Source organism: Pseudoalteromonas sp. SG41-1 (genome assembly GCF_014164575.1).
Lineage (GTDB): Bacteria > Pseudomonadota > Gammaproteobacteria > Enterobacterales > Alteromonadaceae > Pseudoalteromonas > Pseudoalteromonas rhizosphaerae.
The window spans coordinates 294,665-311,922 of the sequence record NZ_JACJFL010000002.1; the positions used below are offsets into that span (position 1 = coordinate 294,665).

At 41.3% G+C, this 17,258-nt stretch carries 8 protein-coding genes and 1 CRISPR repeat array; of the genes, 6 read left to right on the plus strand and 2 right to left on the minus strand.

The window, feature by feature from the left end; genetic code table 11:
* Nucleotides 1-8: 8 nt before the first annotated feature.
* From cas5e to cas2e, 4 genes are read left to right on the plus strand one after another with little or no spacing between them, the layout of a single operon-like run.
* Nucleotides 9-656 carry a type I-E CRISPR-associated protein Cas5/CasD gene (gene cas5e, locus H5203_RS02755; RefSeq protein WP_145234116.1) on the plus strand — a complete coding sequence of 216 codons (648 nt, stop codon included), beginning with the start codon at nt 9-11 and terminating at the stop codon, nt 654-656.
* On the plus strand, nt 643-2,118 hold the full coding sequence (locus H5203_RS02760; RefSeq protein ID WP_145234114.1) for a type I-E CRISPR-associated protein Cse1/CasA: 1,476 nt from the start codon (nt 643-645) through the stop codon (nt 2,116-2,118). The genes cas5e and H5203_RS02760 overlap by 14 nt, the downstream gene beginning before the upstream one ends.
* Before the next feature lie 2 nt (nt 2,119-2,120).
* A complete protein-coding gene (gene cas1e, locus H5203_RS02765) occupies nt 2,121-3,041 on the plus strand; it encodes a type I-E CRISPR-associated endonuclease Cas1e (RefSeq protein ID WP_145234111.1) in 921 nt (306 codons plus the stop codon).
* Between the two features lie 9 nt (nt 3,042-3,050).
* A complete protein-coding gene (gene cas2e, locus H5203_RS02770) occupies nt 3,051-3,353 on the plus strand; it encodes a type I-E CRISPR-associated endoribonuclease Cas2e (RefSeq protein WP_145234109.1) in 303 nt (100 codons plus the stop codon).
* Between the two features lie 82 nt (nt 3,354-3,435).
* A CRISPR array of direct repeats spans nt 3,436-7,004; the repeat unit is 29 nt; unit sequence GTGTTCCCCGTACTCACGGGGCTGAACCG.
* 249 nt (nt 7,005-7,253) lie between these two features.
* Here the strand turns inward: cas2e and H5203_RS02775 are convergent.
* Nucleotides 7,254-8,696, minus strand: a complete 1,443-nt coding sequence (locus tag H5203_RS02775) for a diguanylate cyclase domain-containing protein (RefSeq protein ID WP_182758493.1) — start codon at nt 8,694-8,696, stop codon at nt 7,254-7,256.
* 217 nt (nt 8,697-8,913) lie between these two features.
* Here H5203_RS02775 and H5203_RS02780 point away from each other — a divergent pair, with 217 nt between their 5' ends.
* Together H5203_RS02780 and H5203_RS02785 are read left to right on the plus strand one after the other, a co-directional pair.
* Nucleotides 8,914-9,801, plus strand: coding sequence for a cation diffusion facilitator family transporter (locus H5203_RS02780; RefSeq protein WP_145236287.1), 888 nt, complete (start codon nt 8,914-8,916; stop codon nt 9,799-9,801).
* A 76-nt stretch (nt 9,802-9,877) separates the two neighbouring features.
* Complete coding sequence (locus H5203_RS02785; RefSeq protein ID WP_182819340.1) at nt 9,878-12,655, plus strand: ATP-binding protein; 2,778 nt, start codon at nt 9,878-9,880, stop codon at nt 12,653-12,655.
* Nucleotides 12,656-12,659: 4 nt separating this feature from the next.
* Here the strand turns inward: H5203_RS02785 and H5203_RS02790 are convergent, their stop codons facing one another.
* The gene (locus tag H5203_RS02790) at nt 12,660-17,198 is read right to left on the minus strand and encodes an EAL domain-containing protein (RefSeq protein ID WP_404936099.1); all 4,539 of its coding nucleotides are present in this window, start codon (nt 17,196-17,198) and stop codon (nt 12,660-12,662) included.
* Nucleotides 17,199-17,258 lie beyond the last annotated feature (60 nt).

Sequence of the window (17,258 nt, forward strand, 5' to 3'; positions counted from 1 at the left end):
AGTTGTTTATGAAAACGTTAATTCTAAAAACTGAAGGTTTATCAGCTTATGGCTTGCAAACCTTTGATGTCCATAGGCGAGCAAATCATTTTCCTACCCGTTCAGCCATTGTGGGGTTATTGGCTGCGGCACTAGGTATTACCCGTAAAGAGCAACAAGCACTTTATGAGCTGTCAGAACAAATTACGACAGCGGTGCAAGTAAATCAAGCAGGTGAAAAAATGATGGATTATCATACAGTGCAAAATTTCCGTAGCCCTGACGGTAAAATTCAAAAAGGCACAAAACCCACATACCGTGAATATTGGTGTGACAGCGAGCACACCTTTGCTATTAGTGCTGAATGTGAACTAATTAGTAAATTAGAAGCGGCCGTTAAAGCGCCTAAATTCACCTTATTTCAGGGACGGAAATGTTGCCCATTAACTAGACCGTTATTTGATCGTGTAATGGATGAAAGTAACCCAGCAATCGCATTAAAAAAATTGGCGAATAAAGGTCAAATTTTTAGTGATATTGAAGGTGAAAACCAAGTAGCTCGAATACAAGTAAGGGATAAGTTAACACTTGCATCTAGAAAGTACGCGATGCGAATGGTGTATGTCAGTGGTGAAATGATTAAACCTGAACAGGAGTTGGCTAGTGAACTTACTTAAAGATCCCTTTATTTCAACGACTGATGGCAAAGTGTCATTAAAAGATATTTTGACCTCAAATAAAGACTATCAGTTACAGTATTTTTTTGATGAAACACAGTTGGCTATGTTGCAAATGTTGTCATCACTTTCAACAGTAGTGTTAAAGCCAACAATATCAGATTTGAATGATTATTTAGCAAATGGATTAAGCCCTGGACAATATGATGCACTACTTGAAAAAGTCGATAGCCAGTGGTTTGAAGGTGAGCGTTTTATGCGTTCAGCTTTTCCTAGTAAAGCAAAAATAGCCGATGGGCCTATTACCAAATTAGTCTCTGGCATTGAATGTGGCGGTTCAGCAAATGCCCTAGGGTTATTTTCAGAGTCTAGCGAAGTGAGTATTTGCTGCACCGACTGTACACATGTTTTAAATTATAATTTACACATGAATATTAAAGGTGAGTGTTTTGGGCCAACAGGTGCTACAGGTATTCGTGGTGGTGGTTCTATAAGCACTCTTATTTCTGGTGAAAATTTAAAGTCGACAATTTTATTAAATACTGTTTGTATTGATTACTTTAATGAGCAAGCCCAACTAGATGATGATGCCGAAAGTCGTTTTATGTGGGATATTCCGCCGATATCAGACATTTATTCTGCACCCAAAATTGGTTTAGAACGTGGTTTATTTGCACTTGCTTATCATATTGATTTTCCAGTAATTGATACTCCATGTACTTGTGATATATGTGGCAACACAGCAGATCAGAGTGTAACTACTTTTCAGCGCGTTAAGTATAGTGGATCGTATGGCTCCACCAAAAAAGGTCGTGATAATGGTGCTGGCTGGTGGTTACACCCTTATACACCAAGAAATGTAAAAGAAGATGGTATATATGCCGTTTGCGCACGAGATCAATATTGGCAGTCATGGCAAGAATTAACATCATATGTTATCGGTAAAGAAACAGATAAAACATCAGTTAAACCAGCATTCATTATCAACCAATTTCAAAATAAATTGGGTGTAGATTTGTGTTTAAGTCTCCTTGTAGGTGGAAATATTGCCGATCAAGGCTCGATCGCTGGGCGAGTCTATGATTTATATTCAATGCCATCATCATTATCTAAAAACAATTCAAGAATATCGTTAGTTATCAATGCAGGTTTAACTCAAAAGGAAAAACTCTCATTAGCGTTCAATAAAATATTCGGTGTGGGTTACGATAAAAACTTTGTTGGAGGTATTAAAAACCAGGCAATACAAAAATTTACATCGAATGCGCAGCAAATTGTTCAGCAGATCTTATTAGATGTTAATCGAAAAGAAGCTACACAGTTAAGAAAAGAGGCTATTGAAGCGTTAAACAAAGAAGCTAAATCGATTTTTAAATCAGTACAACGTAAGTACCAACACGACTTGCCTTTATTTAAAGCATTAGTAAAAGGTGAGTTCATTTTATATAAAGCAGATAGTTAACAATGGCTTTTCTCCAGCTTAAACCCATACCAATTAAAGATCGTAATTCGATGATTTTTGTAGCGATGGGGCGCATTGATGTTCGTGATGGTGCATTTGTTGTGATTGACGAAGTCAATGGTGAGCGAATGCATATACCCGTTGGCTCAGTGGTGTGTATTTTACTCGAACCCGGCACACGTATAAGCCATGCTGCGGTAAAGCTTGCAGCCACGACAGGCACATTGCTGATCTGGGTCGGTCAAGCTGGGGTCAGGCTCTATTCCGTAGGGCAGCCTGGAGGTGCAAGATCAGATAAATTACTATATCAAGCAAAGCTAGCGCTTGATGAAACTTTACGTCTAAAAGTAGTGCGAAAAATGTTTGAATTGCGTTTTGGTGAAGTCGCGCCAGAGCGACGTAGTGTTGATCAACTCCGAGGAATCGAAGGGGCGCGTGTTCGTAAAACTTACGCATTACTAGCTAAACAATATAATGTCGAATGGAAAGGACGCCGTTACGATGCAAAAGATTGGCAAGCTGGTGATATTATCAACCAATGTATTAGTGCCGCCACATCATGTTTATATGGTGTAACTGAGGCTGCTATTTTAGCCGCAGGTTATGCCCCTGCAATTGGCTTTTTACATTCCGGTAAACCGCTGTCATTTGTATATGATATTGCTGATATTATTAAATTTGATACGGTTGTACCCGCTGCCTTTAAAGTAGCAAGTAAAAGACCAAAACAGCCAGATCGAGAGGTACGAATAGCGTGCAGAGAAGCATTTAGAAAAGATAGAACCTTACAGCGGTTAATTCCTTTAATCGAAGAGGTATTAAGCGCTGGTGAGATCACGCCACCTAAACCATATGAAGATGCCCAACCGCCAGCACTACCAGAGCCTGAATCTATTGGCGATGACGGGCATCGCACTAATTAGGAGTGGATTATGAGTATGTGTGTTGTTGTAACTGAAGCTGTACCACCCAGATTAAGAGGGCGATTAGCTGTATGGTTACTAGAAATTCGCGCAGGTGTATACGTTGGTGATGTAGGTCGAAAGATTAGAGAAATGATTTGGTTTCAAGTCTCTGAGTTGGCAGAACAAGGAAATGTGGTTATGGCGTGGGCTACAAATACTGAATCGGGTTTTGATTTTATTACTTATGGTAAAAATGCACGGATGCCTATAGATTTAGAAGGATTAAGGCTGGTCAAGTTTACACCAGTAAACAACGAAACATTAAGCTAAAAATAACTGTTACGCTCTTTAAAAATTTGGTAGATTTGAACTAGCTGTTTTTATTTATAAAAAACAAGCATATACTATTAGAGTGTTCCCCGTACTCACGGGGCTGAACCGATTGACAATAGGAACCTAGCCATGCGTAATATGTGTTCCCCGTACTCACGGGGCTGAACCGGCAGCATATTATTTCTGACTTACTACCCGCAAGTGTTCCCCGTACTCACGGGGCTGAACCGCGATTAAACCACTTGCAGACCAACTAACCGCAGTGTTCCCCGTACTCACGGGGCTGAACCGTTTTCGTTGTAGCTGTTTACGTGGTTAAGCTCGTGTTCCCCGTACTCACGGGGCTGAACCGAAAACGACCGTCTTGAGGGGTTAATTAACGCCGTGTTCCCCGTACTCACGGGGCTGAACCGTATGGCCCCAGTAGTGTCCTTAGCATTATAGTGTGTTCCCCGTACTCACGGGGCTGAACCGTATTTGTTCGTAACTGGTGTTTTTTTCAATCGGTGTTCCCCGTACTCACGGGGCTGAACCGGAAAAAGCATGGCAATAGCCAGCGCTATACTTACGTGTTCCCCGTACTCACGGGGCTGAACCGGCGCAAATGCCAACCGGGGAAATAGTTGTACTGTGTTCCCCGTACTCACGGGGCTGAACCGACGCCCTAAAAAAGCTCAGCATAGTCGGCAAAGTGTTCCCCGTACTCACGGGGCTGAACCGAGATAGATAATTTAACGTCAATTAATATTATTGTGTTCCCCGTACTCACGGGGCTGAACCGCTGATAGCTGAAAAGTACGGTTTGCCGCTTGAGTGTTCCCCGTACTCACGGGGCTGAACCGGTGTAGTTTTCATTCAAAATGTAGCGCCGGTGGTGTTCCCCGTACTCACGGGGCTGAACCGTTTGGTACGTGGCCTGTGTTTAGTTGTAAAAAGTGTTCCCCGTACTCACGGGGCTGAACCGAGTGCTTAACGAATTATCAGGCCAAAACGGTAGTGTTCCCCGTACTCACGGGGCTGAACCGCAATGTTCGAGTATTAATTTCAGTCAGTCCGTGTGTTCCCCGTACTCACGGGGCTGAACCGAATCTGAACCTGTTGAGAAAGCTAAGGCTGAAGTGTTCCCCGTACTCACGGGGCTGAACCGAAAATGAAGTAGGTGGGTTCTTAAATCCAATTGTGTTCCCCGTACTCACGGGGCTGAACCGAAAATTGGGATGACTTAAACAAATACGCCATAGTGTTCCCCGTACTCACGGGGCTGAACCGCTTGACGTTCTTGAAACGCAGACAGATTACAAGTGTTCCCCGTACTCACGGGGCTGAACCGCAAAAAAACTAGCACGAACACTGACACCACCAGTGTTCCCCGTACTCACGGGGCTGAACCGATTCAAAAAAGTCATTTGATAGCTCACTGAACGTGTTCCCCGTACTCACGGGGCTGAACCGGCCATAAACCCCATGTGTTACCTACGCCCTTTGTGTTCCCCGTACTCACGGGGCTGAACCGCTAAACAGCTTTGTTTCATCTATAGAGTTATCGTGTTCCCCGTACTCACGGGGCTGAACCGGTGATTAAAATGTTAGATACTATTCAATTCATGTGTTCCCCGTACTCACGGGGCTGAACCGCTGATACATTTATACCGTCAATTAATACAACGGTGTTCCCCGTACTCACGGGGCTGAACCGAAATAGACTTTAATCATTTAATAAATAAAGGAGTGTTCCCCGTACTCACGAGGCTGAACCGTACGGGTGTTAATTTCAGTTAGACCATCAGTAGTGTTCCCCGTACTCACGGGGCTGAACCGTGTTAGCGTTAACGATATGTTTGTCGATGAAAGTGTTCCCCGTACTCACGGGGCTGAACCGCAGGGGTCTTAACTATGCTTAACAATATAAAAGTGTTCCCCGTACTCACGGGGCTGAACCGAGCGATGATTGATTTCCAAATTGCTCCCCTAGGTGTTCCCCGTACTCACGGGGCTGAACCGCCTACACTGATGCGTGTCATGGGTGTAACAGAGTGTTCCCCGTACTCACGGGGCTGAACCGTAGATTGTCGATATTAACGCCGAGTGACGTTAGTGTTCCCCGTACTCACGGGGCTGAACCGTTGATATAACAATAGATAATTTTAGGGGTGTTGTGTTCCCCGTACTCACGGGGCTGAACCGCGTTAATATTGCTTACTATTTAGCTAGTGGAGGTGTTCCCCGTACTCACGGGGCTGAACCGCGAAGAGGAGGCTTTGAATTGTAAATCCATAGGTGTTCCCCGTACTCACGGGGCTGAACCGTGATCACCTGATTTAATCCAGCGGTATAGCGTGTGTTCCCCGTACTCACGGGGCTGAACCGATTACATCGCTGAAAAAGAAGTGCCTACAAATGTGTTCCCCGTACTCACGGGGCTGAACCGTGTGAAATAAGTTCCAAAAACACCCATCGCGCGTGTTCCCCGTACTCACGGGGCTGAACCGGCCTCCATTTCATCTACATCTCTGAGTGAAAAGTGTTCCCCGTACTCACGGGGCTGAACCGCTCATTTTCAATTTTTTCATTAAATTTATTTAGTGTTCCCCGTACTCACGGGGCTGAACCGCATGGAGACTGCATCATTAACAAATTTAGTTGGTGTTCCCCGTACTCACGGGGCTGAACCGTGATGATGCAAGTAGCTGCCATCATTTGTCGCGTGTTCCCCGTACTCACGGGGCTGAACCGGTTTGGCTCAATCAGCGTTTAAACCTGGTCAGGTGTTCCCCGTACTCACGGGGCTGAACCGCCTATGCAATACTTGAATCATTAGACTACGAGGTGTTCCCCGTACTCACGGGGCTGAACCGCGCTTAATGAATGAGCGAGACAATGTTTGCGGGTGTTCCCCGTACTCACGGGGCTGAACCGTATGCTGCCAGTGGGTTTGTGCATTTTGGCAAGTGTTCCCCGTACTCACGGGGCTGAACCGCTATTTGCAGTTGATGCGGTTATAGTTAATGGGTGTTCCCCGTACTCACGGGGCTGAACCGAGAGTCAGCCAGCTTACTGATTGAATTAGCCTGTGTTCCCCGTACTCACGGGGCTGAACCGACGTTGAGGGGCTTGATCCTATCACCGCCTATGTGTTCCCCGTACTCACGGGGCTGAACCGTCATTGCTCGGATGGTTGATTAACTTCATTTTGTGTTCCCCGTACTCACGGGGCTGAACCGAAGTCGAGCAAACACTACAAAAGATAAAAGAAGTGTTCCCCGTACTCACGGGGCTGAACCGGATGGGTGATGTTGCGTAGTTTATGAATTTAAGTGTTCCCCGTACTCACGGGGCTGAACCGAATATTTAACATACAAAAAGGCAAGTGAAGCAGTGTTCCCCGTACTCACGGGGCTGAACCGCTGTTAGTTAAAGAGCAAAAACAGTTTCAAAGGTGTTCCCCGTACTCACGGGGCTGAACCGTCATCGAGCTTACTTGTGCCGCCCGCTTCTTTGTGTTCCCCGTACCCACGGGGCTGAACCGCAACAATGAAAGCCAATGCTGACACGTCAGGAGTGTTCCCCGTACCCACGGGGCTGAACCGCCCTGCGCTTGTTGCCCAAGCTCTAGCCCTTGGTGTTCCCCGTACCCACGGGGCTGAACCGTACCAGAGGCTATCTGTTCTTTTTATGAAAAAGTGTTCCCCGTACTCACGGGCTGAATTGGTGAATTTAACTGGCTAAGATTTCACTTGCTGAAGTGATCATTTTGCGTTGCGGGTGACATTTCGCGCTAAAGCACGGCCTACAGTACAGGACATTTGGAGTATTGTTGAATTTATAAAGGGAGGGGTTAAGCAACATGTAATACTTTGATTTGTCGCGAGGTAAACTCGCTGCTACGAATACATGGCTCTAATGCTCTTCATCAAAGATTTGAATTTGATTGCGGCCTGATTTTTTTGCTACGTAGAGTGCGCTGTCGGCGGCGAGGATCATCATATCTGCGGTGGTATGTTTATCTGGTGTACAGCTGTAACATCCGATGCTGAGGGTGAGGTGGTCGGCGATGTTTGAATTTGGGTGCAGGATATTTAGTTGACTGATTTGCTGTTGCAGTAATTTGGCAAATTTTAAACAGTGGGTTTTATCAATGCTGGGTAACACAATTGCAAATTCTTCTCCGCCGTAGCGGGCTGCTAAATCACCTTGTCGCTTACATAAGTTATGTAGTGCATGGGCAACTTGTTTGAGCGCTTCATCGCCTTGCTGGTGGCCATGATTGTCGTTATAAAGTTTAAAATAATCGATATCACAAATGACTAAACTCAATGGTTGATTTGAGCGTGTTGCACGTTGAATTTCATTAAGTAATGTTTGATCAAAACAGCGACGATTGGCGATATTTGTTAGGCTGTCGAGGTTTGCTTGTGATTGCAGTTCTTGGTTGACCAATAGTAATTGTTGTTGAGCTTGCTCTAAGCGTTGTTTATACAGAACGTTTTTGAGTGCATTGGCAATAATTTCACCCACCAGTTTGATCCGCATAAGATCGGTGTCGGTCCAGTGGCGTATATGTGTTACGCAATCACAGCCAATAAAACCAAACAAGGAGTTCTCAGAGCGAAGCCCAATGCATAAAACAGATTTGATCCCTTCGGATTCAAATTCAGCTTTTTCGGCTGCAGCGGCTGGAGGGAGTAAATTAACATTCGGTACCTTAAAAACGTGCTTTTCGTTCATCATAGTAAAAAAGTACGGTAGTAAATCTTGCTGAATACCTTGCAGCTTTTCTTTAAATGGCTTGATCTGTGTATTAACCCATTCATGGGTATTACTCATTTCTTTGCCGTCTTCGCTAAATTGAAATAAATAGCTGCGGTCAGCATCACAAAATGTACCTATGGTTTTTAAAGCACTTTCGATTTGTTGGTCTAGATTATCTATCTGTATATCAATTAGTTGCGTTGATATTTTTGCTATTACTTCGTCAAAGTCAGCTTGCACAGAACACGATGAGTGTGATTTTAACACCAGCATCATTAATTGTGGGCCAATTAGACTGTAGGTGACTGTTACACAGGATATTGTGTGTTTTGTGGCGATATTATAGGTTTGTTCGGTGTTATTTTGGGGAGTTAAAAAGGTGTGATAATCAACAATCGTGTGGTTTTCTGTTTGTTTAATAGATAAGTGCTGAAACGCTTTTTCTACTGGACTTATTGCCGGCATTAAATTTAGTAACTGTTGGCTCAATGCATTGGCGTGCAGCGTGTCTGTTTGTTGATCAAACAATACGATTGCAAGTGGTAAGGCTTGTAAAGATTGCCAAATTTCGTCTACAGAATACTGTCTCACTGGATTTCCAACTTCCTATTAACAAATTAAGCTTACATTCAATTTTAAGAAAATGGTACTTTAATTAGCCGTTTTATATATAAATTAACTCGATATTAAGTTTTTAGTGCGTTTGACTGATGGAAGTACTACAATTGATACTGTATATCATTACTCTTTTAACGTTTTTTAGAATGATGACTCTTAGCACACTAAAGCACAGGTAAAACCGCCTTTCATGACCGACATTACAACTCACCAAGCATCACGACGTAGATTATTAATTGCATTAGCCATCACTAGCTCATTTATGATTATCCAAGTGATTGGTGCCTATTATGCAAACTCTCTTGCTGTATTAGCCGATGCAGGGCATTTATTTGTTCATAATAGTTCTTTATTTATTGCTTTGATCGCATCGAGCTTAGCGATTCATTTAGCTAAAAACTACAACGATGGTTATCAAAAAGCAGAGTTGACCGGTGGTTTGATCAATGGCTGTTTATATTTGGCGATCAGCCTGGTGATTTTATACGAAGGCGGCGAGCGCTTTGTACATCACCATGAAGGACAAGGGCCAGTTGTAAATAGTTATTTAATGTCGGTTATTGCCGCCACTGGATTTTTATTTCACGGTGCCGCAGCATGGGTATTATATAAAGGTAGAAAGGCCAGCTTTAATGTTTATGCGGTATTTTTACATTCATTTTTTGATTTGATTTCAACCGTGTCTACGTTTATCGCCGGTATACTTATTTATCTAACGGGTTGGAGTGTTATTGATATTTTATCAAGCATGTTGATTGCGTTATTTGTTTTGTTTACAGGCGTAAAAGTAATTGTTGGTTGTGTTAAAGGTCTGCGTTTAAATAAAGCAAAACTACCTGATGTGGCCGATATTGAAAGTGCCATAGGGCAAGTTGAGCACGTAGAAAATGTACATAATGTTACGGTTATGCGCCGCGATAAGGAGTTAGTTGTAGGGGCGCATGTGGTACTTAAACAACATTGCACAAAAGAAAAACATGATGAAGCATGTCGACTTAAAGTTGAGCAATTGTTAGCCCAGCAATTTAATGTTGGTAATAGCGTTTTACAAATCGAAAGCCATGGTTGTCAGCATTAAATACAAGTAGTTAACTTGGCAAAATGCGTTTTTTCTTTTACTTTTAGATATAGTCTATTTTATTCGGAAGCAAACATTGCCGTTTTCTCAGCATCGATACTTTGCATTTAGCTGCACCATACTTTTGGGCGTGTTGGCCGGCTTTGTTAATTTACTGCCATTTTGGTTTCTAGACAGCTCTGAATTTTTATTTGGTCAGCTTTTTGTTTTAATTTGTTTGTTGCTATTTGGCTTACGCTACGCGTTAATTGCTTGCGCTATCAGTGCGGCTTTTATTTTTTATCGCTGGGGGCATTGTTGGCCATCAATCGTATTTGTTGGCGAAGTACTTTGGCTGTATCATTTTAGCTTTAAAGCCGCACGGCTGCTGTTTATCCGCGGTATTATTTATTGGCTGTTAATAGGTATTCCACTGCTGGGGCTAATTGGTTATTTTATCATTGAGCTACCCATACTTGCTATAGTAACAGCCTTAGTTAAGTACTTCTTAAATGCCGCTATTGTTTTATGTGTTATTGATTTATTGAGCTTTTTCTTTATTCAGCAGGTATGGCAAAAGCGACCAAATTCGTTGTATAAAATTCTTAATTACATTGTAAGCATTCTCATCATTTTAGTGGTGTTATTAACCTCCATTGTACTTACCAACAATCATTACGCGCGTATCGAATACGAAGTGAAGGCGCAGCTTTCTGAAAAATCTGAAGACATTGCCGAAAAAATCGACCTGTATTTAAATGACTATCGCCGTGGCATCGTATTAACTGCAAAAGCCATAGAGCAGGGGGTTGATAAACAGTTAGCACTGAGTCATTTGATGGCACTATACCCTAACTTTCTTACATCAATGGTTACGGATGAAAACGCAATTGCGCGGATATTTTACCCACTTAGTTTACAAGAAAGCTTAAAAGGTAGCGATTTATCGGTTGCCGATCGGGATTACTTTACAATAGGTAAAGACTCGCCAACAGGCTATATTTCTAATGTTTTTAGGGGCCGAGGATTTGGTAATGAACCTATTGTTGGTGTTTCTGCACCAGTGCATATTAACGGGCGTTTTCGGGGAGTTGTTGAAGGCTCGTTAGTGTTGGGCTCATTTTTGCAATTTAGGCCAACCATATTTGATAATGATGGTGAATTGATAATTCTTGATGCCAAAAAACAAGTGGTATTTAGCACCTTGCCTAATCATTATTCGGTATTGACTCAGCTCACTGAAGATAAATTTACCCAGTTAAAAGGTGATCAACAAGCCATTATGACCACCGACATTGATGGTGAACAATATTACGTAAAAATATATTTATCACAGCATCAAGGCTGGTATGTGGCAAGCTTATTAAAACGTAAATACGCTAATCTTGTGGCGGCAAGTGCGTGGGGGCAATCACTGTTACTGACTTTTGTGGTGATTATTTTGATCAGTATTTTTATCACCCAGTTGAGCCGTTGGTTGGTAAGGCCAATAGAAGAGCTTACCGAACAAATCGATGCCTTTGATCCTAAAGCTGATATCAGTGATTTACAGACTCAAAATAATGCGTGGCTGGAAGTACTGAGTTTACAGCAGCAATTTGCAACTTTAGCATTTAAATTGACCAGCAACTTTAAAGATCTAGAACAAGTAAATACTGAAAATGCAGCACTTAATCTGCATTTAAAACAGTTTAATGTAGAGTTAGAGTATCAAGTAAATGAAAAAACAGATGAATTAGTTAAAGCTGTGGCAACTGCAAATCAGGCCAGTAAAGCTAAATCACGATTTTTAGCGAATATGAGTCATGAAATTCGCACCCCGCTGAACGGTATTATGGGGCTGACTGATATTTTACTTAATGCTGATGACGTGAAGTTGGAATACCGTGAACAGTTGCAAATGATACAGCAAAGCGCAAAAAATCTATTATTGATTTTAAACGATATTTTAGATTTTTCTAAAATTGAGGCGGGGGCGGTCAAACTAGATATTCATATAGTTAATGTACGAAAACTGCTTACCCAGTTAGCGCAGGTGTTTACAAATACTGGCGTACAGCCAGGCGTTGAATTTGTATTAAATATTGCCCCGTCAGTACCAGATGTAGTGCAGTTAGATTCACTAAGGTTAAGCCAAATTGTCAATAACTTGTTGAGTAATGCAGGGAAATTCACGAAAACTGGTAGTATAACTATGAACATTGATTATGCTGATAATCATTTGTTTGTGGCTGTAATAGACACAGGTATTGGTATTTCTGGGCAGCAGCAATCATCGTTGTTTAGTGAGTTTACTCAAGCCGATATTTCAACCACGCGGCAATATGGTGGTACTGGTTTAGGCTTGGCTATTTGTAAGCGAATAGTTCAGTTAATGGGGGGCAAGCTTAAATTACACAGCGAGATTGGCAAAGGCAGTTGCTTTACTATCACCATTCCTGTTGAGGTGGCGCAACTCAGTGACGAAGTTGACATACAGCAAAACATCCCTGATTTAACTGGATTGAAAGTATTACTGGTAGAAGATAACCAAATCAATCAAATCGTTATTGCTAAAATGCTCAGTGATACTCATTGCACCTTAGAGGTTGCTAACGATGGTGAAAAAGCACTGGCGTGCTTACAACACAACATGGCCGATATTATTTTGATGGATTGCCAAATGCCTATTATGGATGGGTACCAGTGCACAGCTGAAATCCGTAACAATGGTGCTCAATTTGGCCCTGTGGTTATTATAGCCATTACTGCTAATGCTTTTGAAGACGATCAAAAACGTTGTTTAGAAGTGGGTATGGACGATTTTATTGCCAAACCGGTCGATCGTGCCCAACTTTTTCAATGCCTTAAAAAGTGGGCTGATACATTGAGTTAACTAGCTATGTAGTTTGCAATTTCTCTTGCAGTGCTTGGATATACGCATCGCTAATGAGAATCTCGGCAGTTGTTGGTTTTGCAAAGTAATAGCCTTGAAGGTCATCGCAGCCGATACTGTTTAAAAAGCGTATTTGCTCAATTGTTTCTACACCCTCTGCAATGCAATACAGATTTAGGTTTTCAGCTAAGGTATGGATTGTTCTGATAATTGACTCATTATTGCTATCTCGCCCGATATTACGCACAAAGCTTTGATCAATTTTAATCACATCAATTGGAAATTGACTTAAATACGTTAAAGAAGAATACCCGGTGCCAAAATCATCCAATAACAATTTAAAACCAGCGCTTCTGAGTGCTTGCAGCTGCTTAGCCGCTTTGTTTTTGTCATCAAGCAAGGTGTTTTCGGTGATCTCTAAACGTAACTGAACAGGTTTTATATGATGCTGATTTAGAATAAGTAATAAGCGTTCGGCTAAATTAGACTTTAAAATATGCACCGGTGATAAGTTTAAAGATAGATAAAACCGCGGATTAGCTTTAAATAATGGTGCGAGATCTTCAAGTGCACGGGTCAGCGCTTGTTCGGTTAGTACATCGATTAAACCAGTTTCTTCCGCAATAGGAATAAACACTGCTGGGGATATCAATTCAGCCTGATGCTGCCAACGCATTAAGAGCTCTACACCTTTGATTTTTTTACTTTTATTGTTAACAATTGGCTGGTAATTATTAAAAAACAAATCGTCCTTGTAGGCGTCTTTTAAAGCATTTTCGAGCAGCAGCTTTTGGGTGATTTGGTTATTCATTTGTTCAGTGAAAAACTTAAAGCCGTTGCGGCCTGATTGTTTAGCATGCATCATCGCTATATCGGCATTACGAATAAGCTCATCGGTGGTATCGGCATCAAATGGGTAGAGTGCAACACCGATACTGGCCGAGATATTAATTGCAAAATCGTTGATCACCACCCGTTTTGCAAGCTCTGCAGTTAGGCTACGTACTAAGTTACTTAAACTTTGTGGTGAGTCTAAGTTTTTAATCAATAACAAAAATTCGTCACCACTTTGACGCCCGACAATGGCATTATTATCAAGCATGCTATTCATTCGATGGGTAATATCACATAATAGCTGATCGCCAACCGCATGACCAAACGAGTCATTCACCGGTTTGAATTTATCTAAATCTATAAACAGCAAAGCAACAAGGCTCGCGCGCGTATCGGCATCTTTTATCGCATGCGATATCTTTTGATACATTAATGTTCTGTTTGGCAGCTTAGTTAATGGATCATAGTTTGCCAGATAACGAAGCTCATTTTCAGCGCGTTTTTGCTCAGTTAAATCAGAAATAACTACCACATAATAGCTCACCACATTACTGTCTTTTGCCACTGCGGTAATACTGATATGAATGGGGTGCGACGGATTTATCTTAGTTTTTATATATGCGTCACCGCGCCAGTTCTGCTTTGGCTGCAATGATTTTAGAATATTGATGAAGTCGACATATTGTTTTTTACCCAGTGCCGCTAAAAACCTTTTTAGCTCAAGCTTTGCTGGTTTTTTTTGCATTGAGAAGGCTTCAGCAAAGCTATTATTAACAGAAAATGGAATGAGTTGACTGTCTAAAATAAGTAGCCAATCGTTTATTTGACTAAAGGCTTCACCTAATACCGCAGCTTGATGTGCTGTAGCACGCTGCTCTGTAATATTAGTATAAATTCCAGCTAATCTTGTAGGATAGCCTTGCTCATTCGTTTCTATCACTTTACCTATGTCGTGGTACCAAAGCCAGTTTCCATTAGCATGTTGAAGCCGATACGTGACCTGCCATTGTTGAGCATTTTTTTGAGTGATGAATATATGCCAATCATGCAGTATTTTGCGCTTATCATCAGGGTGTATTAATGCGCAAAAATCGTCAAAATTAAACTTCTGAGGCAAAGTTTGATAGCCTAGTTCGTGTTTTAAGCGCTGCTGTTTTATCCAATGTGCGCCAATATCAACTTCCCATACACCGCTTTTACTACTGTTTAAAGCAAGCTCAGTTTGTTGTTGTGATTGCAGTATTTCATCATGAGTATGCTTAATAATGCGCTGACGAGAGCGGTATTGCCAAAAAATAACAAATAGCACTAAAAACGTAAGTAATAAATAAAGACTTATTGCAAGAGGAGAACGCCACGGGGCATAAGCAACGTTAAAGTTAAGCGTTTTTTCATCACCGAGGCCTGAGTCATTTAAGTTATATGCTGCGATTGTAAGTTGATAATCACCAGCAGGGAGTTTAGTAAAAAAGACTTTATTGTTATTTAGCTTTTCATAGCTTAATTTACTTGGGCCAGTTAATGACACCTTATAGCGTGTTCTATCAACATTTTGAAAATCAAAGTTGGAAAAACTAACTTCTAAACCCATGTCTTCATCAGTCAGTTGTAAAGGCTGGTTGGCGTATTGCAATGGATGATAATTAAGTGAGCGTGAGAGTAACGATATATCGGTGATTTCAGTCACAGTGCTGTCACGATCATTAGGGACGGATAAAAAGTCTTGTGGGGCGAGTGTTAGCACGCCACGTGTGCTGCCAAAGGCTAAGCGGCCATCGTTTAACAGTGTATGTGAGTCGATATTAAATTCATTCACAGTTAAGCCATCTTTAACAGTATATGCATTGAGTTGCATTGAACTTAAATCGAGCCGATAAAGGCCATTTTTACTGCTGATCCATAAAAAGCCAAATTGGTCGATTTGCAAAGCGACAATTGTTTTAGTTTTAATGCCATTACTGAGATTTATACGGTGTTTTACTTCATAGCTGTTGGCGTCAAGACCAATTAGCCCTTCTTGGGAAGAGGCAAGCCATAGCGTATTGTTATAATCGATCACCCAGTCATCAATAGTGACATAATTTATTGGGTTATAATTTTCAACTTTGTATATTAAGGTGAGTTTTTGGCTAGACTCATTATAACGATATAACGCCCCAGATACGCTGATCAAATAGTCATCGGGTTTATTAGGTAACGGTTTTAAAAAGGTGTGCACGTTGACGGGATCTAACTGCTCTTTGAGACCTTTAATTACGTTAGTCTGACCACTGTTTCCATCATACAGGAAATAATCATTCTCGCTAAAAAATGCAAAGGTATCAGTCGTGATTTGGTGATAGCCATAAGCTGGGCCGCTGTCGATAATGGCTTGTGTATTGCCTTGCATTGGTAGAGCTATTTTTTGTTCGGTTTTTTTGTCAAATAAAGCAAGACCATCATAAAGTAGTAACCACAAATAACGATCTGGCTCATTTAAGTGTGCCGAGGCAATGCCATACACAGCAAATTGGCCATAAAACGCTTTAGTGTCATTGCTGACTAAGTAAGTTTTCTCTGTTGTCCCATCTTGGCGCATTTTGGCAAGACCATTATCGGTGCCCAGCCAAACGTTATGATTGTCTTGGTAAACAGCAAAGATCACATTACTGTGCAATTTATCATTACTGGTGATTTGAATATTGCCAAAACGCCTTGCTAAAGTTGACCAAGTAAAAACACCTTGTGAGCGCGAGGCAAGCCACATAAGCCCTGTTTTATCGACCATTACATCTAAAATCGTGTTGTCGGTCATGTTGAATTTACTTTGATCAAAACGAAAAAGAAACTCATTGTGATCAGTATGGCGATGGTATTCATACAGACCATCCTCGGTGACTATAAATTCACCATAAGGGGTATTAACGTAGTCCCAAATATTATGTTCTGCAAGCAGCGTTTTTACGTTGTTGAAGTCTAGTAACTCATTGTTATTAAATGCAATAGAATAAAAACCTTCGACCGTGCCAACCAGCAGGCCAAGCTGCGAGTCGACGGTTAAAAACTTGATATTATTGTTATCGAGGTTGAGCTTATCCTTGGCAACTAAAGGTATTTTAGTTATATGTTCATCAATTAATGATTTAGAGTACAACCCATCAGTGGTGGCAATATACAAAAAGTCATTATGAACAGTAATTGCGCGGACAAAATTATCATCTTTACTGATTGAAAACTCATGGGTATAGGTATTTTTTTGTGGATCAAAGGCATACACATGTTGGTTAATGGCGTAATAAAACAGCTGCTGATGTTCGGCGATGGCAAAAATAGGAGAAAAGTGTTTATCTTCAGCGTTTAACTTACCTGAATAAACTTTACTGACTTTAAGTGTCACAGGATCTATAAGAAACGCACCAGAATATTCAGTTGATACAAAAATATCGCCATTGCTTGTTTCAAACAACAGAATAATCGAGAGTTGATCCAGTGTGTATTCACCAGAGAATATTTTTACTTCGTAGCCATCAAACCGGTTTAAACCTTGCATCGTTCCGATCCAAATAAACCCTAGTTTATCTTGCAGTGTGCTAGTAACGTGGCCTTGTGATAACCCTTCATCAGTGGACAAGCGTTGTAATTGCTGAGCATAGCTTTGAGCACTGGAATTAACACTAAACAAAGTGCATAAAATACTAAATAAAATGAAAAAAAAGTTATTCAACCGCACTTATGATACAGCTCCCCTGAGGTAAAATAGTTGTTATCCGTTAGTAAATATAGCATAACA